This is a genomic window from Bryocella elongata (assembly GCF_900108185.1).
GTDB classification, from domain to species: Bacteria; Acidobacteriota; Terriglobia; order Terriglobales; family Acidobacteriaceae; genus Granulicella; species Granulicella elongata.
This window is the reverse complement of sequence record NZ_FNVA01000002.1, coordinates 317873-337597: the sequence shown is the minus strand read 5'-3', so window position 1 is coordinate 337597 and position 19725 is coordinate 317873. Positions and strand designations below refer to the sequence as shown.

The 19725-nt window shown below is 63.8% G+C and carries 14 protein-coding genes; 7 read left to right on the top strand and 7 right to left on the bottom strand.

Annotated elements, in window-relative coordinates:
* Positions 1–36: 36 nt before the first annotated feature.
* The 3 genes from C4S68_RS07705 to C4S68_RS07695 all read right to left on the bottom strand — a co-directional run bounded on the left by C4S68_RS07705 (position 37) and on the right by C4S68_RS07695 (position 4604).
* Positions 37–1437: a glycosyltransferase family 4 protein gene (locus C4S68_RS07705; RefSeq protein ID WP_160115054.1), complete on the bottom strand. Its 1401-nt coding sequence runs from the start codon at positions 1435–1437 to the stop codon at positions 37–39.
* Positions 1438–1463: 26 nt separating this feature from the next.
* The gene (locus tag C4S68_RS07700) at positions 1464–2297 is read right to left on the bottom strand and encodes a polysaccharide biosynthesis/export family protein (RefSeq protein ID WP_160115053.1); all 834 of its coding nucleotides are present in this window, start codon (positions 2295–2297) and stop codon (positions 1464–1466) included.
* A 102-nt stretch (positions 2298–2399) separates the two neighbouring features.
* Positions 2400–4604 (bottom strand): exopolysaccharide transport family protein, encoded by a 2205-nt coding sequence (locus C4S68_RS07695; RefSeq protein ID WP_103932474.1) that lies wholly within the window; start codon positions 4602–4604, stop codon positions 2400–2402.
* A gap of 361 nt (positions 4605–4965) precedes the next feature.
* On the opposite strand from C4S68_RS07695, the gene C4S68_RS07690 reads away from it, so the two are divergent.
* On the top strand, positions 4966–6516 hold the full coding sequence (locus tag C4S68_RS07690) for a sugar transferase (protein WP_103932473.1): 1551 nt from the start codon (positions 4966–4968) through the stop codon (positions 6514–6516).
* A gap of 176 nt (positions 6517–6692) precedes the next feature.
* Here the strand turns inward: C4S68_RS07690 and C4S68_RS07685 are convergent, their stop codons facing one another.
* Positions 6693–7937 carry an ATP-binding protein gene (locus C4S68_RS07685; protein WP_146072068.1) on the bottom strand — a complete coding sequence of 415 codons (1245 nt, stop codon included), beginning with the start codon at positions 7935–7937 and terminating at the stop codon, positions 6693–6695.
* 282 nt (positions 7938–8219) lie between these two features.
* On the opposite strand from C4S68_RS07685, the gene C4S68_RS07680 reads away from it, so the two are divergent.
* Complete coding sequence (locus C4S68_RS07680) at positions 8220–9512, top strand: NAD(P)-binding domain-containing protein (RefSeq protein ID WP_160115052.1); 1293 nt, start codon at positions 8220–8222, stop codon at positions 9510–9512.
* A 58-nt stretch (positions 9513–9570) separates the two neighbouring features.
* Here C4S68_RS07680 and C4S68_RS07675 read toward each other — a convergent pair whose 3' ends face one another.
* From C4S68_RS07675 to C4S68_RS07665, 3 genes are all read right to left on the bottom strand, one after another.
* On the bottom strand, positions 9571–10839 hold the full coding sequence (locus tag C4S68_RS07675) for a glycoside hydrolase family 28 protein (protein ID WP_103932470.1): 1269 nt from the start codon (positions 10837–10839) through the stop codon (positions 9571–9573).
* A gap of 94 nt (positions 10840–10933) precedes the next feature.
* Positions 10934–12745, bottom strand: coding sequence for an amidase (locus C4S68_RS07670; protein WP_103932469.1), 1812 nt, complete (start codon positions 12743–12745; stop codon positions 10934–10936).
* A gap of 68 nt (positions 12746–12813) precedes the next feature.
* Positions 12814–14658, bottom strand: a complete 1845-nt coding sequence (locus C4S68_RS07665; protein WP_235011446.1) for a TonB-dependent receptor plug domain-containing protein — start codon at positions 14656–14658, stop codon at positions 12814–12816.
* A 52-nt stretch (positions 14659–14710) separates the two neighbouring features.
* Here C4S68_RS07665 and C4S68_RS07660 point away from each other — a divergent pair, with 52 nt between their 5' ends.
* The 5 genes from C4S68_RS07660 to C4S68_RS07640 all read left to right on the top strand — a co-directional run bounded on the left by C4S68_RS07660 (position 14711) and on the right by C4S68_RS07640 (position 19654).
* Positions 14711–15019, top strand: a complete 309-nt coding sequence (locus C4S68_RS07660) for a DUF503 domain-containing protein (RefSeq protein WP_103932468.1) — start codon at positions 14711–14713, stop codon at positions 15017–15019.
* A gap of 154 nt (positions 15020–15173) precedes the next feature.
* Positions 15174–15620 (top strand): 30S ribosome-binding factor RbfA, encoded by a 447-nt coding sequence (gene rbfA / locus C4S68_RS07655; RefSeq protein WP_103932467.1) that lies wholly within the window; start codon positions 15174–15176, stop codon positions 15618–15620.
* A gap of 22 nt (positions 15621–15642) precedes the next feature.
* Entirely contained in the window at positions 15643–16647 is a 1005-nt protein-coding gene (locus C4S68_RS07650; RefSeq protein WP_103932466.1) for a DHH family phosphoesterase, read from the top strand.
* 141 nt (positions 16648–16788) lie between these two features.
* Positions 16789–18570: an ArnT family glycosyltransferase gene (locus tag C4S68_RS07645; protein WP_103932465.1), complete on the top strand. Its 1782-nt coding sequence runs from the start codon at positions 16789–16791 to the stop codon at positions 18568–18570.
* Positions 18571–18652: 82 nt separating this feature from the next.
* Positions 18653–19654 carry a GNAT family N-acetyltransferase gene (locus C4S68_RS07640; RefSeq protein WP_235011445.1) on the top strand — a complete coding sequence of 334 codons (1002 nt, stop codon included), beginning with the start codon at positions 18653–18655 and terminating at the stop codon, positions 19652–19654.
* Positions 19655–19725 lie beyond the last annotated feature (71 nt).

Genomic DNA, 19725 nt, shown 5'->3' with positions numbered 1-19725 from the left:
GCACTATCGCACCCCGGGTGATGTGCCGAATGGAACCTAGGCGTGCCGACTTGCGAGCTCACGATAAATCTCGTTGATACGGTCGCCATTGGTACTCCAAAGGAACTTCCGCGCCTGCTCCGTGGTGCCCTCGCTCAGTTCGAGCAGGTACTCGGGGTCGTCGACGAGTTCGCGCAGGGTCGCAGCCCAGTCGGTGACTGCGGCGCTGGGGGAGACGACCGGCAGCAGCACCCCGCTGTCGTCGCTCACCATATCGGCCGCTCCCTGGTGATCGAAGCAGACCACGGGAACACCCGCGGCCAGCGCCTCCAGCACCACGTTGCCGCTGGTGTCGCGAAGGCTGGTGAAGCAGAAGACCTCTGCCTCGTTCATCTTCGCGACTGCCTCCTGGAACGGCAGACGGCCGAGGAAGTGGACGATGTTGCGTCCGGCGGCGCGAGCCTGTTCCAGCTGACGCTGGCCCCTGGCCTGGCGACCGAGCGTCTCTTCGGGAAGGACCGGTGGAGTGCCCGGGCCTGCGGATGGAGCGAGCGCCACCGGCTCGCGAACCATGCTCAGCAGGCCAAGCCTTCCCGTCTCGGCGATCCACGAGGTCCACATGGGGCCGTTGCCGAGGATGTCCAGCTCCCAGCGCACATCCTCCTCTTCAAGCCTGGCAAGAGCTCGCAGCAGGATGGGCAGAGCCTTGCGGGTCTGGAACTCACCGCTCCACAGAAGCTTGATGGGCCGTGCCGACCGTCCTGCACGCTTGTCGTCCACGCGGGACTGAAAGCGCGAGCGATCAGGTTCAATCACCGTGCGCAGACCGGTCTCGAGCAGCAAGCCTACGTCGCGCTGAAAGACGCGCTCGTAGTCGCGCTGATTGGTGGAATTGGCCCCGATAATCATTGCGGCGTGTCGCGCGGCGGCCCGCACACGCCCCTTGAAGCGCAGCGAGCACTCGTTGCTGACGGCGCGCATGAACTCCTTGATGGCTTCGACCGGGTGCAGCATCGAGAGGAAGCTGAATGGGAAGTTCTGCGTCCCGCCAACCGGTCCCCACAGGTACGGGATATCGAGCTGCCACGTATAGCCGGGCTCGCGGAAGGTGCAGACGTTCACCTGGTGGACGAGATCGAACTTCTCCGTTGCGTGCAGGCTCCTCGCGAGCTCGAAGGCTAGCTTCTGCCAGTGGTGGTAGGCGGTGTAGTTGTAGGCGAAGAGGGCGGGCTTCTGCTCCATCTTTCGGAGAGCTGCATCCGGCGTCGGGGTGTAGTAGCGGACGCCCGCTGGAAGGAGCCCTTCGCTGTCGGCACGCTGCAGTGCAGCAAAGTTCGACTCACTGGTGATGACGTGGAGCTCGGCCGCACGGGCGCCCTCAAGCAATCTTCCCCAACCCACGGCCCATTCCGAGCCACGGTAAGGGCTGCACTCGTAGGCCATCAGCAGAACCTTCACGCGTCGCTCCATGGTTCCAGCATGCGCTAGAAGATTCCGTTGTTGCCGATCGGGTTGAAGTAGACGCCGAGATTGATGAGCTTCACGAAGCGATCGATCTTCGAGACCAGATCATGCCGGACCAGGATAAGGTCGTCGGGCTGCAGGATCATGTCGTTCTTCGCGCGGGTCCGGGCGTCGTAGCGTCCCAGCTCCAGCACGTGAACCTCGGCGTACTCCGAGTTGATCCGGCGGAAGAGCAGCACGTGGCCCATCGACGCATCGTCCTTCGGGCCACCGGCCATCAAGATTGCCTGCGTCGCGGTGATGGGCCGCTTGAGATCGAAGTGCCCGGGGGTCGTCACCTCGCCGGCGACGACGATCTGCGGCCTCTGGAAGTCTTTGAGGCTGACGGTGACCTCGGGATTGACGAGCTTCATCGAGCTCTCGCGGACGATCATGCGCTCAATCTCGGGCACCGTCATTCCAGCCAGCTTCACGGCGCCGGTGGACTTGAGGCTCGCACGGCCGTCAGGGCCGACGACGACCTCGTCGTTGAACTCGGGAGTAAAGCGGAAGTTGACGGTGACCGTGTCACCGGGCTCGACCTCGTAGTACCCCTGCGGCCCGATCGCGGAGCCATCCCCCATGTGCTGCGGACCGGTCTCGGACTTCCCTGCACCGGCGATGATCGAAGACCCCTTTGCCTTTACGACGGGCGTCGACGGGACTGAGCCGGGCAGAGTCTTCGGGGAATCCGGGGGGGTGGCATTCTGTCCAAGAGCGGACGTGCACGGAAGCAACCCGCCCAGGGCGCACCCCAACGCAAGCCCCAGCACCGGGTTCATGTACGAGCTCGATTTGGCAGACACCTTGCGCATCTTCTTCCTCAGCATGACCTGTGCCGGACGTCCGGGCCAAGAGCCTAACTTGGTACGGAACCCCGAACCGAAGACCAGATCCTCAAAGCAGAACCCAAGTTCCTAGAACAACAGCTTGTGCAGCCAGCCCGGAACAGCGTAGCGGCGGCGATTCAAAACATAGCCGAGCAACGGAACCCGCGTGGAGCCGAACATCGCCTGCAGCTGCTCGAGATTCTGTTTGCGCGACTGCCCGGCAGCGACGACGCCGACGTAACCGTCGATGCAGAGGGCTAGCTCGCTGGCGAGCGTGGAGGCCTGCAGGCTGGGGCAGTCGAGAAAGATGAAGTCGAACTCGCGCCGGGCCTCGATCATGAGCGGGCGAAGCCGTGCCGAGAACTGGCCCTGGGTCGCTCCGCGCTGGCGTGGACGAGAGCCCAGCTCGCCGTTTGTGGCCAGCACCCAGCAGAGCTTGCTGGAGTCGTACTTCAGGCCGAAGCTGACATCCTCCTCGGCCTCGAAGTGCTTGAGCAGCTTGCCCATATCCATGATGGCCACGCGGCTCGAGGCCTGGCGTGAGGCCTCCGTGGCAAGATTGCGGACGACGTAGGAGGTGCCTTCGCCTGAGAGCGCAGAGAGGAAGGCCACAGCGTACCCAGCAGGCTTGCCCTTGCCCAGCGCCACAGCCTCGTCGTGGCCGCTTGCCGTGGCATTCGCTGTCCTGCGCTGCGCGGGCGCGATGGCGGCGGCCCAGCCCGAAGCTCCTTCGCTGCCGTCGACTGAAGCCACGGGAGCGAAGTGCGCACTGGCGCCCGAGCCATCCTGATCGGCGCCGAGACCTCCCCGGATTGCGACGAGAACGCGCCGGTACTCGACACCATTGCCGTCCTTCGCACCATCGTGGTCATCCTCGTCAGCAAAGGTGGCGATGGTGCGCATGCCGGTGAGTTCGTCGAGCCTGGCGGGCGAGTAGACCTGCTCGGTGGAGGTATCCGCGTAGACCGCGAGCAGCGTCCCCAGCAGGATCGCAAAGGCAAGACCCGCCGCGAGATACAGGACCGGCTTTGGCCGCACGGGATCCGGAGACGCGATGGGAGCCTGGACGAGCGCCACGTCGAACATCTTCGCCTTGTCCAGCGCGTCGGAGATGCGCGCTTCATCGCGCTTCTGGGCGTAGACCTTGTAGTCGTCCTGGGCCTGGGCGAGCTTGCGCTTGAGGCCGTTGTACTCGGTGGTAGCCTGCTCCAGTTCATCGAGGCGGGCCTTTGCGTTCTTGACCTGCTCTCCCAGCTGGGCGCGCGCCGCCACCGTACCGCTGACCTCCGCCGTCGAAGTCGCCATGGCTGAGCTGAGCTGCTGGTAGACGGGGTTAACGTCCGTGGCCGTCTCGCCGGCGGGGTTCTTCGCCGCCGCCTGCACCGCATCCTTGGTGGTCTCGATCTTCTCGTCGATCTCCAGCACCTGGCGGTCAGTGGCGGGGTAGCGTTTGAGCAGCTCGGTGCGGCGGTTCTCGAGGTCTACCAGCTCAGTATTCAGGCGCTCCTGCGAGTACTGGTTGGTAATCGTCCGGACCGTCGTGCGGGAACGCTGGGGGGTCTTGTCCAGCTCGCGCTGCTGCGCGGCACGGGAGCTCTGCTGGCGGGCCAGCATCGCGTCCGCCTGCGACAGCTGGTCCTGCAGCCCGCCGACGCGCTGCGTCTGCAGCTTGATCTGGTCTTCCAGATCGGAGATCTGGTGGTCGACCTCAAACTGTGTCAGCTCCTGCTGATCCTCGTCGAGCTGGCGGGCCTTCTCCTTCACCTGCTGGTCGAAGAACTCCGCCGCACCGCTGGAACGAGCCGCATCGCCGCGATCGGCGAAATAGGCGTCAATGATCTTCTGCAGCTGGTCGCGGGCTTCTTCGGGGGAGTTATCGATCAGAGAAATGTCGATGACGCTGCTCTGGTGGACGGGGTCGACCTTGAGATGACGTTCCAGCGTGGAGATGCTCTTCTCTTCATCCCGCGTACTGGTCCCCTGGGGATCGAGGCCGAGCGCGCGGCGGGCGACGCCGGTGCTGGTCAGCAGGTCGACCTCGTTGTTGATCTCGGTCGTCGAGACGTCGTTGGCCTGGACGAGGTGCTCGGCAGGGCTGGTGGTCAACGGCGCCTGCGCACGGAGATTCTGCACCATCAACTTGGCTTCCGCCTGGTACTTCCGGTGCATGAGCAGCGTGAGGAGAAGAACCGCGCCAACCACGATGTATATGGTGAACAGGAAGATGCGCCGCCGCCGGAAGACGGCCTCGGTGACGATCTGTCGCATCTTTGGCGGAGCGTAACTGTTCATTTTGCGTTACTTACGCGAACAGGCTGCCGTTTCGTCCAGTATCTTCTCGCTGCCCGCACCAGTGTACCAACCTCTTTACCTTGAATTCCGGGAACAAAGCCGACGATTGCGGAGGAAAACCGGTGAGAAACCCGGATCGACGCTACACCGTTAGCAAGGAATATCATTCTTTCGTGCAGGCAAAGGTAGTACGACTAAAATTGTCGTAACACCAAAGACGAATTTCGCTGTCCCCGTTAGAGGCTTACGCTTCGGCAATTGAAGGGGTAGATTGAGACCAACTTCATTCGAGAGCTCACCCGGGCCTCTTGTACCACTCACTCAGTCCTCGGCCTCAGCGGCCGATGAAAGCTGTTCTCTTATGGCGGAAGAGACCTTCGAGGCTATCCATCAGGCTTCGTCCGGCACGAGCCGGATGCGGACGTCGCCCCGTTCCGCCCCGCTGGCACCCGTTCTGCCCGGCGACTTCGACGGCCGTGCGCCCGCCGTGCCGCCTCTCGTCCGGCAACTGGCCTCCCCCCTGGTGCGACTGTTCGACCAGGCCAGCCTGTGCGCCGCCCTGTTCGCAACAGCTTACAGCTTCGCCATTCACCACGACGGAAGCCTCGGCAGCTTCCTCCAGCTACGCATATCGGTTCACAACCTGCTGGCCGTGCTGGCTCTCCTGCTTACGTGGAGACTCATCTTCTGGCTGACGGGGCTGTATCACCCGCGGCTGACCCGCACCCTGACCTCGGTGATGGTGAAGGTGCCGCTGAGCGCCGCGCTGTGCACCCTGGTCGCAGTCTTACCCCTGCACACCGGAGCGCAGCACCTCGACCCGATTACCTCCGCCTGCCTGTTCTGGTTCCTGGGGTGCTCGCTGATGCTGGCGACGCGGGTCTGCGTCTACACCTACGAGGAAAACATCCGCCCGGCCTTCCGCAAGCCACGGACGGTGCTGATCTGCGGCACAGGCATGCGCGCCCGCAGCGCGACGCTGGAGCTTCCGGATGATCGGGAGTTCCGCTATCACCTGGAAGGCTACGTCGACTCGACGCCACAGCCCGAGTGCGACGGCCTCGCGCCGTATCTGGGCCACGTCTCCGACCTGGAGATGCTGCTGATGCGGCTGCCGGTGGACGAAGTGCTGATCGCGCTTCCCATCAAGAGCCATTTCAACGAGATCGAACAGATCATCAACGTTTGCGGGCGAGGAGGCATCGAGGTGCAGTACTCCCTCGACCTCTTCACCGCCGCCGCGACCAAGCACCATCATGTCGGCGCCGGGGACGGCAATCGCGTAGTGCTGGAGATGGTGCACCGCGACCAGCGCCTGCTGGTCAAGAACATCTTCGATCGCATTCTGGCATCGCTGGGCCTGCTGATTTTGGCCCCGGTGCTACTGCTCATTGCGCTCGCCGTGAAGCTCACCAGCAACGGGCCGGTCTTCTTCATCCAGCAGCGCTATGGGCTGGGCAAGCGGATGTTCGGGATGATCAAGTTCCGCTCCATGGTGGTGGACGCCGAGGCACGGCAGGCTGCGCTCGAGCACCTGAACGAGAACGACGGCCCCACCTTCAAGATCAAGCAGGATCCCCGCGTCACGAAGGTCGGATCCTTTCTCCGCAAGACCTCGCTGGACGAGCTGCCGCAGCTATTCAATGTGGTGAAGGGCGAGATGTCGCTTGTTGGCCCCAGGCCGCTGCCGGAGCGTGATGTGCGCCGCTTCTCCGAGGCGTGGCTGATGCGCCGCTTCTCCGTCAAGCCCGGAATTACGGGCCTCTGGCAGGTCTCCGGGCGCTCGCTGTCGGACTTCGACAACCTCATCAAGCTCGACCTGCGCTACATCGACCGCTGGAGCCTGCTGCTGGACATCAAGATCCTGCTGCGGACGTTCTCCGCGGTGGTGCGCCGGCGCGGGGCGTACTGAAGAGATCAGCGCTTCGCGTTAGCCCTTCGGGATAGCGGCGTTGCCGTCAGCCGCTTCGCGGTCAGGGTCGCTTTCCGCCAACGCGAACCAACAACGAGCTGAGGGCGAAGGCGCTAACGACCTAACGGCGAAGCCGCTCCCGAAAGGGCTGCCCGCGGAGCGGCTAACGCGAAGCGCTATCCTCGAGCGCCATATCGCTTATCCGCCGCGATGACCTCGGGCACATTCCTGTCCAGTGCTTCCCGGACCAGCTCAGGCACGTCCCATGGGACATCGTGGTAAGCCTTTAGAGTCCATTCGCTGTCCGCATCCCGCAGAAGCTCCTGAGGGAAGAGGGCTATCAGGTCCTGCGCGGTAGCCGCTGGCCGATCTTCCACGTTGAGCCCGAGCATCCCCCTCAGGTAAGCCGCAACCAGATCCCGCCCAGGCCCCAGCGGAAGGTGGGCGAGCTGTGTCGGTCGAAGGTTCATCTCGATCAGCAGAGGCGTACCGGTCGCTTCGTCGACGATGAAGTCGAAGCCGCAGAAGCCACTGACGTTGGCGCCCTTCGCGACGCTGCGGATAGCCTCCATCATGGTCTCGTCCTCGACGATCCGAAGCACGCTGGAGGGGCCGAGATACTCCGCAGTCTGAATCACCTCCAGGCAGACAGCAGCCCTTAATTCCCCAGCGACGGCGACGGCCATGGCGGTTCGTTCCGTTCCACGGACCAGGCGCTGGGCAGCGACGTCGCGTGTGGTGCCGTTGGCCCATTCGCGGATGTAGCTCCAGTCGTGCCAGACGATACCGCGCCTAAGTGCGGTGAGGAACGTCGATGCCCGATGGAGACGGCCCCAGGCGCGCGCGGCCTCACTTTCGGTGGCGACGAGGCGGACCCCGCGGCCACCGAAGGTGGCGTCAGCCTTGAGGGCCAGAGGCAGCCCCAGATCGCGCACGGCGACGGCAAGCTCCTGCGGCGAGGAAACGGCAATGGTGTCGGGGGTGGCGACTCCCAGCCCCGCGGCCAGGGTCAGCAGGGCCAGACGCGAGCGGCCCAAGGCGGTGGTCTCAGCGCGCTCTCCGCTGGTCGCCAGCAGGCGCCGGATCGCCTCCTGGTCCTCGCCAGAGCTGACCTCCGCAGCCGACCGCAGCTCCTCCAGATGCAGGACGGTGAGCTCATCAACAGGAATCACGATGTCGGGTTGCGACGCACGGATCGCTTTGAGGATACTTTCGACAGGTCGTAATACGTCGTATCGATATCCCCGCTTCACGACGCCAGCCCGGATTGCCGGGTGGGACTTGGGCGCCATGAGTTCGACGTCGCAATCGAAGGAGGCCAGAGCCAGCACCAAACGGGCGGTCGACACCCACTTTGCTCCCGCCAGGAGCAGCACTTTGCTCTTGCCCGGCCGGCTCGAATCTTCTGAGCTTGTGCTCAATCCCCTGGTCCTCTGTAACCGGTCCTCTGAACGAGTCCCTTAGACAAGTCGTCTGCAGGACGCCGTGATGGAAACGAAGTCGAGTCTATCGCACGACAGTCCGTGCACGTTGTCCCGCAAAGGTGGGGTATCCGCTGCGGGAACGTCCCATACCAACACCTCTTGCGAGCCGCAGCACCCGTTCGTAATGGGGATAACTCATCCGGGGGATAGCGGCCCCGAAGCGACGGATTTCTCATCTTCGTAAGCGTCCGCAGAGCCGCGAAAGGACGGAGCTTGATCGTGAACCGCAATACCGGGTCGTTCCTCCACGCCGCCATCATCGGCGCGGGGCCCTATGGACTTTCGCTCGCAGCCCACCTGCGCGAGGCCGGCGTGCCTCACCGCATCTTCGGACGGCCCATGCATTCCTGGGCGACGCAGATGCCCGTGGGCATGAAGCTCAAGTCCGATGGATTCGCTTCGAACCTCTCCGCCGGCTCGGTCCCCTTTACGCTGGAGGACTTTGCGCGGCTTACCGGCCGCCCCTACCACGCGACCGCGGTGCCCATTGCTCTCGAGGACTTTATCGCTTATGGGCAGGAGTTTGCGCACCGCTTCGTTCCTGAACTTGAAGAGGTCGACGTCACGCATATCGAGTCCGAAGGCAAGGCCTTCCGGCTGACGCTGGAGACCGGCGAGAGCTTCCTCGCTCGCCACGTCATCCTTGCGACCGGCGTAAGCCTCTTTTCGTGGATTCCTCCGATGCTGCGGCACTTGCCGGCCAGCCTCGTTTCTCACACCGCTGACCACCGCACGTTCGAGCAATTCCGCGGACGCGAGGTACTGGTGCTGGGCCGCGGCGCAAGCTCGCTCAACGCCGCGGTGATCCTCAACGAGATCGGCTCGCACCCCACCGTCGTGACCCGCTCGCAGAAGATCCACATCCACCGGCCCGCGTTTGAGGGCAAGACGCCGCTGTGGTATCGGTTGCGGCATCCTTCCTCGCCGCTCGGCGAGAGTCTCCGGTCATGGTTGTCCTCAAACTTTCCTGGAGTCTTCCAGGCTCTGCCGGCGCCGCTGCGCCGCGCGCTGGTCTACAAGCACCTTGGCCCAGCCGGGGGGTCTACGCTTCAGGGACGCATTGAAGGCAGGATGCCGATCCTGCGCGGCTGGTCGGTTCTGAAGGCCGAAGCCGTTGCCGGTCCGTCCGGCGAGGAGATGGTTCGCGTGAAGCTGGCGAACGAAGCGGGTGAGCGGCGCGAGATCACCACGTCGCACATCATCTCTGGCACAGGGTACCGGACGGATCTGGACCGCTATCGGTTCCTTGCCGCAAATCTGCGGGCCTCGATTCACCGCCAGAAGTACGGGGCTCCGGTGCTGAGCCGCAGCTTCGAGACTTCGGTTCCGGGACTGTACCTGGTCGGACCGGCTGCGGCTGCGAGCTTTGGTCCCCTGCTGCGTTTCGCCGCCGGAGCCGGTTACGCAGCGACCCAGGTGACGAATCACCTTGCGGCAGACTTCGCCCGCATCCGCGGCCTCGCCCGGCCCTCGATGGCAGTGCAGGCTCAGCGTGTGCGGCCGGTGAAGTAAGCGAAGAAGATGCGAGAGACGATCGCATCTCGAATCTCGTCTCTCGCATTTAGCCCAGCTATTTGATTCCTGTGACATCCTTGCCGATCGTGAGCGGCTGGCCGTCCGCGCCCGTCACCGTCAGGTCCTTCGCGGAGATGTCGGCGTAGGCCACGCGACCCGCCTTCTGCGCTGTGATCGTCACGTTGTCGAATGTTAGCCCCTTGATGGGAGCCTCCGGAAGACCTTCGACCTCGAGGCCGTTCTTCGCGGAGGTCACCTTCAGATTGCGGATCGTGACGTCGTGGATGTGCGGCGTGAGGCGTGTGACCGGTGCCGTCTCCACGACGGCTGCGCCGCCCTTGGGGCCGCCGTAGTAGTCGGTCACCTGCACGGCCGTGCCGACGTTCTCCATCGTGATGTCAGAGTAGATGAAGTCGCCGATGTCGTCGCCGCGGTCGCGTCCGCTCTTGATGCGGATGCCCTGCGTGGTGCCGCTGAACGTGATGCGCTCCGCGCGGACATGCTGCACGCCACCAGCGATCTCGCTGCCGATGGAGAGACCGTGGCCATGCAGGAACGTGCAGTCGGTGATGGTTACGTCGACCGTGGGATCGTTGGGTCCCGCCGAGCCGGGCTGGCCGCTCTTAATCGCCACGTTGTCGTCACCCGTGTCGATGAAGACGTGGTCGATCAGGATGTGCTTCGAGCTGAAGGGATCGATGCCGTCCGTGTTGTGGCCCGCAGGCAGAGGCGCGAGGATCTTCATGTTGCGGAAGGTCAGGTTTTCGCTCTCGTAGGCAGTGATCTGCCACATGGGCGAGTTCTCGACGGTGATGTTCTCCATCGTGAGCCCCTTCACGTGGTCGAAAAAGATCATGCGCGGGCGCGGAGTCTGCGGATGAAGCCACCAGCTCTGGCCACGGCCGTCGATGATACCGCCGCCACGGATGGCAATATCTTCGGCATCCTTCGCCCATAGCAGGCCGCGAAGTGAGGGCTCGTGAAGCAGCTCGGCTTCCGGGTAGTCCGCGTGGTTCTCGCTGCCGGCCAGCGTGGTGCCTTCGGCGATCTCCAGCGTGATGTGGCTCTTCAGCTCCAGCGGGCCGCTGACGAACAGGGGCGCGCCGTGCAACTCCACCACGCCGCCGCCCTTGGCTGCGCAGTCGTCGATGGCCTTCTGGATGGCTACTGTGTCGAGATGCTCTCCGTCGCCGACGGTCTTCGCGTACTTCTCGACCGGGCAGGTGCGCTGGCCGGGGGCCGTCGGTGGGGCGATCTGGGCACACATGGAGCTACCTGCAACAGCGACACCCAGGCCAAGACCAAGCAACATCACTGCACGCATGCACAACCCTCACTGAATGTGTTTCGAGGAACCAGAGTCATTAGACAACGTTTTCAGCTGCCACGCTGAGCCAGGTCCGAGGCGCGGAACACGGTTACTGAAAGCCCTTCGGCCGCTCAGCCGCTACATCCAGCTCATGTTCCAGCTCGGCGCCGATCTGCCCCAGTACTTCTTCGCCGAAGAGCGGCCCGACAAGTGTGATGCCATGCGGCACGCGGCGCGGCGGAGAAAACTTCTTGAGCGGATGCGCCGGATCCGGCATCCAGTCGCTCCGCTCTTCGGTGACCTCGACGAAGCCCGCCCGCAGCGTGAGACTCGGGTGCCCGGTGAAATTGAAGATCACCATCGGCTCATCGCGAAGGCTCGGGACGAGAAGCACATCGAACTTCATGAACAGGTTGCCCATCTCCACCGCGACCCGGCGGCGCAAACGATCGGCCTGGACAAGATCCACCGCGCTGAGAAAGCGTGCCTGCCGGAACGTATTGGGCCAAGCATCCGGCGTCTGCATCTTCAATTGTTCGACGCGGCCATCCAGCGTCTCCGCCTCAAAGGCGGCTCCCGCCTCCGCCAGCAGGATGACGTTGAGCGAATCGTAGGGCAGATCGGGCAGCGTGACCGGCACCGTCTGCACGCCGAGCTTCTTCAGCACCTCAAGCGCATGGCGATCGACATCGGTAGCCTCGGCCATCCACTTCTCCACGTAGCCGACTCGCGTGAGGGGCAGCGGCCTGGCATGTGGCAACTCGACCGGCAAGGGCACATTGCCAAAGTCCCGATTGTCGGTCGTGGTGATGGCCCGCAGCACAGTCAGCGTGTCATCGACGCTGCGAGCCATGGGACCAAGCTTGTCGCAGCTCCAGCTCAGCGTCATCGCTCCCGTGCGTGGCACGCGACCGAAGGTGGGCCGCAGCCCCGTGACCCCACAACGCATGCTAGGCGAAATGATGGACCCCTGCGTCTCGCTGCCGATCGCAAAGCCAACCAGCCCCGCAGCCACAGCCGCTCCGGGACCTGCACTTGAGCCCGATGCCCCTTCGTCCAGATTCCACGGGTTCTTCGTCTGGCCGCCGAACCAGATGTCATTCAGCGCCAACGCACCCAGCGAGAGTTTGGCAACCAGCACAGCACCGGCGTAATTCAGCATGCGAGTAACGGCGGCGTCCTCGGCAGGCACGCGGTCGCGAAGGAACTCCGCGCCCCAGGTGGTACGAATCCCCTTCGTATCGAGCAGGTCCTTCGCGCCCCACGGGATGCCATGCAACGGGCCGCGATAGTGCCCGGCTGCGATCTCGGCGTCGGCCGCACGAGCCTGTTCCAAAGCATGCTCTTCGCACAACGTGATGACGCACTTGAGCTGCGGATCGAACCGTTTGAGCCTTGCGAGATAAATCCGCGTAAGTCGTTCGGAGGTGATCTGCTTCGTGCGAATCCAACCAGAGAGCTGCCACACCGGGGCGAAGGCAATGTCGTCGTCAGCAACCGGGAGCTTTGGCAGCATCTTCACGGGCACGGGTGTCGGCTCCCGCACGGGCTCTGGATGGTGCTCTCCGGCCGCGAGTTGCGGCCGCCAAATGGTGGCTGGGGCATCCGCATCGCCCAGCACAACCTTGCGCGGCCCAACGCGCCGCTCCATCATCGGCGCCACGCCGACCGGCCACGCGGCAGCTGCCTCCTCTAACTGTGCGGGAGAAAAGCTGATCTGCTGCAGCTTCTCCGCCTCAGCGAAGGTGGCGCCGGAAACGGCGGGCCCGACCGGCTGCGCACTGTTTGGAACGGGAGGCTGGCCGGGAGTCGGCGTCTGCGAAACCTGCGCCGCAGCCTCATCTGTTCCAGCTACCGCCACAGCGGCAGCCAGGATTCCCATGCTGCCCTTGGTCAGAAACTCGCGCCGCGAACCTGCCATCGTCTCTTCCTCCTGCTTTGAGGCTTGTACTGAGGGGAACAAGAACGGGTATATCACCGGAGTGACACCTACTTGCGCGAAAGCACGATCTGCACACCAGCCATCACCGCTCGTGGCGGCATCGCTACCCCCTGAATCTCCTGGTAGCCGGTGCTGCTGAGGTTCGTGGCGCGGACGTAGGGCTGCCAGCGGCCCTTGTCGCGCGCGATGGAAAGATCCCATACCGCGTATGGCGCCGAGGGCACCGGCGCGAGTTTCGTGCGCTCCAACACACCCAGCTGAGTGCTCAAGAGCAGCCCCTGCCGCGCATGCCACAGCCAGGTCGCGCGGCCGTTGTTCACCGGGTAGTTGAAGACATACTCCGACTGCAGGCTGCCCAGGGCGCTCTGCGAGCCGTGCAGATACGTCCAGCTGAACCGCAGCTGCTGCGAGCTGGTCGCGCGCCACTCCACCTGGGACTCGACGCCGCTGAAGGCCAGTGCTCCGAGGTTCGTCGCCTGCCAAAGCTGCGTGGAGTTCGCCCGTGTGTAGTCGATGGTGTTCTTCTGCCGCGCCGTAAAGACCGTGGCACTCACCGCGAGCTTCGCGCTGGGGTACCAGTCCGCTCCGCCTTCATAGTTCCAGGCCGACTCCGGCGCGAGCTTTGCATTGCCCACCGTCGTCGGATCGCTGTAATAGAGGTCGAGAAACGTCGGCAGGCGGAAGCCATAGCTCACAGCCCCGCGCAGCTTCCAGTCTTCGCCGAGACGCAGCGTCCCTTCGCCCATCGGCGAGCTGACGACTCGGCCACCAGAGAAGACCTCCTCGCGCAGCCCACCGGTGAGCGAGCCCCGCACACCATGCCACTGCAGTTCACCATACCCCGCGCCGCGATTGCGTCCATGGTCTCCAAGGTTCGTCGAGTGAATCTGGTCGGTCGTCTCGTCGAGCCCCGTGAGCAGCGTCAGCCCATGCCGCAGCGTTCGGCTGTCACGCACTGAGCCCTCGTAGCCCTGGTCGATGTGGTTGTTCTCGTAGATCGACGGCTGGTAGCGGAAGAGGACGAACTCGTCCGTATGCCGACGGTAGGCCACGGAGGCCGTTGTGTGCTCGCTGAACTGCTGCGTGAGCGCGCCGAACCAGCCCTTAGTCCGCTCCCACGAGGGATAGTTGCCGAAGAACAGGTTCGCGCCAAAGAGCCGCTCATCCCCGGCAAGCAGCAGATCGCTGGTGCCGAGGGCCGACTTGTACCAGCTCTCGCTGCTTACGTCCTGCGTGCGGTAGTCGCGGTCGAACTGGAAGCCTTCGGAGCGGGCGCGATCAGCAGCGAGCGTCTCGCTGAATCGGGTGCGGGCCAACGTCGCCAGCACACCCTCTTCGTCGCTGGCGAAGCTGCCGCCACCCGCGCGCAGGAGCAACGAGTCGCCCTCCGGCTTGCGAGTTCGCAGATCGATGACGCCGCCGATGGCGTCCGAGCCGTAGAGCGTGGAGCCGGAGCCGTGCAGCACATCCGCCCCCACAATCGCTAACAGCGGCACCGGCGGATCCAGGTTGAAGTGCGAGGTCTCCACATCATCCAGCCGCAGGCCGTTGAGCAGCACCAGCGTCTGCTCAAAGCTAGCGCCGCGGATGGAGACGTCGTTCATCACGCCGCCCGGAGCCCGCTGTTGAATGTCCACCGAAGCGTCGGTGCGCAGCGCGTCCTCGACGTCCCCCTGGACCAGCGGCAGGAGATCCAGCGTGACAACGGGCCGCGCCGATTCGCCGATGGTCACCGGCTCAATCTCTCCGAGGACGACGACGGTTTCGCGCAACGATGGAGGTTGCGGCGTAGACGGGGAGGTCGGAGACGGAGTCTGTGCGGGAAGGAGTTGGGTGGAGGAGATGGCGGCGAAGGAAGCGACGGCAAAGCGGAGGAACGTGTTTTCGGACAACAATGTCTATACCCGCCCTACAGGATACTGTCCGCCAGTGGCGGCACGCCCCATGCCCATCGCTTCGCTCACGCTGGAACTCGCCATCGAACACGCCCAGTCGCTCAAAGACCGCCGCCAGGCGGTTCGTTCGCTCAAGGACAAGCTGCGGCACGGCTTCAACATCTCGGTCGCAGAGCTGGACGATGCGATGGTCTGGAACCGCGCCACCATCGGCGTGGCGGCAATCTCCGGATCGTCCGCCTACCTTGCGGGTCAGCTGCGTGAGGTGGAAGAAGCGGCGCGGCGGATCGCCAACGGGCTGGGTTGCGAGATCGTGGACAGCTTCATCGAAGCGGACGTCGAGCTCCCGGAGGGCTAATCCGCGTTGCGACAAGCCGTTACGCTGTCGATCCCGTGTGCAAAACGCGACGTTAACTCCGTTTTGGTACGCTGCGGTACCCGACGATAACGGTACCTGACCCAAAAGCAGCAAGTCCCCCGCCGCCTGGCAAGTGCTATCCTGCACTGTCTATATGCCTGTTCAACGCGCAAGAGATTATCACCGCGGCCGAGTGGCCAGCACCTTCGGGGAAGAGATTACCGCCATGCTCGAGGGTGAGCTGTCGGATCCCCGGATTGCATCCTGCCATGTCACGGAGGTCATCCTCGCCCCCGGAGGCAAGAGCTGCCGGGTGCTGGTGGCCGTCCATGGTGACGAGGACGAGGAAGATTCCACGCTCGAGGGCCTGATGGCCGCGCGCGCTTACATCCGCACGGAGATCCGCGACCGCATGGGCGTTCGCCATGTTCCCGAGATCAGCTTTGCCATCGACCGCTCGGAGAAGATCGGGGCCCGTCTGGACCAGGTCTTCGAGAATATCGAAAAACGCCGTAAGAAGATCGTCCGGAAGGCTGCTAAAAAGGCCGCTCCGAAAGGCGACTCAACCCCAACCAGCGACCCAACTCCAAAGGCCAAGTAACGCCCTGCTTCGAAGACCCCACATGACCAATGAATCCGCCATCGCCGAGCTGCAAAGGATCATTGCGCGCCATCAGAGCTTCTTCATTACGTCTCACGCCCGGCCCGATGGCGACGCCATCGGTACCTCCCTGGCAGTGATGCATCTGCTTGACGCGCTTGGAAAGCATTCGGTAGTCGCCTTCGCCGACGCCATTCCCAACACATATCTCACGCTACCTGGAGTGGAGCGCATCGTTCACGCTCTGCCCTCGGCTGCGCCTGAAGTTGCCGTGATTCTCGAGTGCGACTCGGTGGAACGCACCGGATTTGATCCACGCAGCTTTGCCGCGATGAGACCGGGAATGGTCGTCAACATCGACCATCACCAGAGCGGCCGCGACTATGCGGACTTCAACTGGATCGACATGAAGGCCTGCGCGGTTGCCGCGATGATCTACGACCTGACCCTGGCGATGGGTATTCCCATCACCTGCGCGATGGCCACATGCCTCTACACTGCGGTGCTGACCGATACCGCGGCGTTTACCCATGCAGGCACCATGGCATCGACGTTCTCCCTCGCGGAGCACCTGATCCAGTGTGGCGCCGATCCCAACGGGATCGCCCAGCAGGTCTATCATTCGAACTCTGTCGGCAAGATCCGGCTGCTGGGCTCCGCGCTCTCGAACATGCAGATCGACGGCGAGGTGGCCTGGACGCTGGTCACCGAGGACGAGATGCGCCAGGCCGGCGCCCAGGTGGAAGACTGCGAAGGCGTGGTGAACTACCTGATTGGCATCGCTGGGGTTCGCGCCGCAGCGTTCCTCCGCGAGGTCGCTCTGCCGGACAACGATCGTCATTACCGGCTGAGCCTTCGCAGCAAGGGCGAGATCGATGTGGCCCGGGTAGCGGAGGAGCTGGGAGGCGGGGGCCACCGCAATGCCAGCGGTTGCACCCTGGAAGGTCCGGCCGACAGGGCTACCGCCCGCATCGTGGCCGCACTTCAGGCGGCCTGCCCCTCTGTGCGCTCAACTCTGTTAGCCTAAGCTCGATTCTGTTTCTGGGACCGTTGACCCACGACGCTGAAACTCGTGTCGTGGGTCAACGTTCGCCTGTCCCTACCCTATCCGGCCCATTTGAACGCCCCCTCCCAACCCGCCGACGTCTCAGCAGCGAGTGCGCGTCCCATGGCCCGACTTCGCTCCATGATGGCCACCGAGCTTGGGCGCTCCGGCTGGGAATTCCTCGTACTGGTGGTGGTGGGCGGCTACTTCCTGCTGTTCGGGCTGATCCCCTGGTTTGGCGGCGATCGCGTCGGCCTGGTGGGGGCAGACGAACCCCGCTATGCGCAGATCGCACGGGAGATGCTGGAGCAGCACTCCATCGACTGCCACGAAGTCCACGCCAAGATCACGCCGCACAACCTGTCTCCGAGCGCGATCCACGCCTCGTACGAGTGCCTGGTGGGCGGCACGATTACGCCGATCCTCTACGGCAAACCGTGGCTCGAGAAGCCGGCCCTGTACTACTGGCGCGCGATGGGCTTCTTCAAGGAGTTCGGCGTGTCGGACTGGTCGGCCCGGTTGCCGTCCACGACCGCCACGGCAGTGCTCATCCTGCTGGCATTTCTGCACCTGCGACGATTCCGTCCTGGCGGGCACCTCGACGCCGCGCTGATCATGGTGAGCAGCGTCGGTATGGTGGCATTCGCGCGTGGGGCGTCGACGGACATGCAGCTGGCAGCGCCCTTATGTGCCGGCATGCTCGGCTGGTATGCGTGGTACGAGACCGGCAAGAAGTTCTGGCTCTTCGATCTCTACTTTTTTGGCGCGGCGGCGACGCTCGCGAAGGGCCCCGTCGCTCCGTTCATGATCCTGAGCATCCTGTGCCTGTTCCTGGGACTGCGCAAGGAATGGAGCGCGCTCAAGCGAACGATCTGGATCCCAGGCATCCTCCTGTACCTCCTGATGGTGTTGCCCTGGTACATCGCGGTGCAGCGGCGCAATCCGAGCTTCGTTCGTGAGTTCTTCTGGGAACACAACATCGAGCGGTACACCACGAATCTCTACCAGCATCACCAACCCTGGTACTACTACCTGATCGTCCTGGTGCTGGGACTGATGCCCTGGACGGCCGTCGGCCTGCGGGCGCTGGTGGATGGCCTCGAGATTTCGCTGGCGGAGTGGCGGTCGCGCCACAAGCCGCAGCGCTACCTGGGCCACATTCGCGCAGGTGATGCCTTCCCCGAGTTCCTTGTGCTGTGGGCGCTCTTCCCGGTCCTCTTCTTCTCTTTTGCGGGATCCAAGCTGCCGGGCTACATCCTTCCCTCGATACCGCCGCTGGCCATCCTCACAGGCGATTACCTCTACCGCATCCGCCGCACGGGTATGCCGAAGTGGCTGCTCAACTCGCATGCGATCCTGACCGGGGTGCTGACCTTCGTGCTGCTGCTCTGCCCGCAGTACATGGTGTACGAGAAGATCGTGCCGGCGCCGCGCTTCTTTATCCAGGCCGCCGTATGCGGTGTGTTGGCTTCCGCCCTGGTGATCGTGCTGGTGCGGCGCGGTGGCCCCGCTAAGCTTCGCCTGGCCACGCTGATTCCCCTCTGCTGCCTGCTGTGGTTCCTGCTGGGACTCAACGGCCGCACGATCGACGAGAACTACTCCGCGCGACCTCTCGCCGAAGAGATCGCAGGGCTCACCCCCCACGAGCAGACCGTCGCCGTCCTCGATGTCCGTCGCGACATGGTCTATGGCCTGGCGTTTTACCGGAACCAGAGCATCCTGAACTACAGTGGCGAGGTCCCGGCAGGCGAACACATCCTGGTCGTGCCCATTCGGCAATCCAGCCAGATCGACCACTATCTGCAGGGCCGTCCGTACCAGAAGCTGTTTACCTATGGTCCTCAGGGACTGAACGTGTACAAGGTGAGCGCTGCAGCCGCGACGTCCGCAGCAGCTCCTCTGTAGCCAGCCCATAGCAGCGCTCGCGCGGTAACAGCCCCAACCGCCGATCGGCAATCGCCAATCCGGTCCGTAACCTGTAGAGTCGATGGGTACCATGTCCCCCGGCTCGCAAATGGAGATTCTCGACCTGCGCCACTTTTCGGCGGCGCAGCTTCGCCCCCTCCTGCGCGATGAAGCGTCCCAATGGCAGAGGCGGCTGCACTGGAACTACACCCAGTCGACCGACCTGCTGCTTGAGTACCTCGATAGCCGGATTCTGCCAGGCGTGGTGGCGTACTCCTCGAAGCGGGTCATCGGCTACGCCTTCGCGGTCTACGAGGCAGCAAAGGCTGTCATCGGCGACGTGTACGCTTTTACCGAGACCGGATCGCAGATCAACCCCATCTGCGACAACATGCTGATGCACCTGATCGAGATCCTCGAAGCGACGCCAGCCGTCGACCGCATCGAGTCTCAGCTGTTGATGTTTCCCGCCGGGTCGCTGCACACGCCGTTTCTCTCGCGAGGATTCCAGGCCCACCCGCGCCTCTTCATGCTGTGCGATCTCGCGCAGTCTCCGCTGGGCAAGCAGTTCGTGCCGCCTCCGGTGCCTGCGGGAATCTATCTCGAGCCCTGGCGAACGAGCTTCACCACGCAGGCAGCTCAGCTGATTCATCGCTGCTATGAAGGCCATACCGACGCCAGCATCAACGACCAGTACCGCACGCTGCATGGCGCAGAGCGCTTCCTGCACAACATCATCCGCTTCCCCGGCTGCGGGGTCTTCGATGCGGACAATTCGTGGCTGCTGCTGGATGCGGCTTCGGCGAATGGCATCCCGCGGATTGAGGCGATGGTGCTCAGCTCCCGGGTCGACCACGACGCAGGGCACATCACGCAGCTCTGCGTGGCCCCTGGCGCCCGCCACAAGGGCCTGGGACGCTTCCTGCTGCAGCAGGTGGCCAGCGTGCTGCTGCGACGCCGCTACACGGCACTGTCGCTCACGGTGACGGAGTCCAATGGACCCGCACGACAGCTCTACGAAGGCCTCGGATTTCAGGCATGGCATCGGTTTGAAGCCATGGTGTGGGAGAAGCCGGGAAATTGAGGCGAGGGTGGGAGGGGTTGGACTTTCTCCGTTTTCCGTTCTCAGTTTTCCGTTCTCAGCTCTTAGCTCTT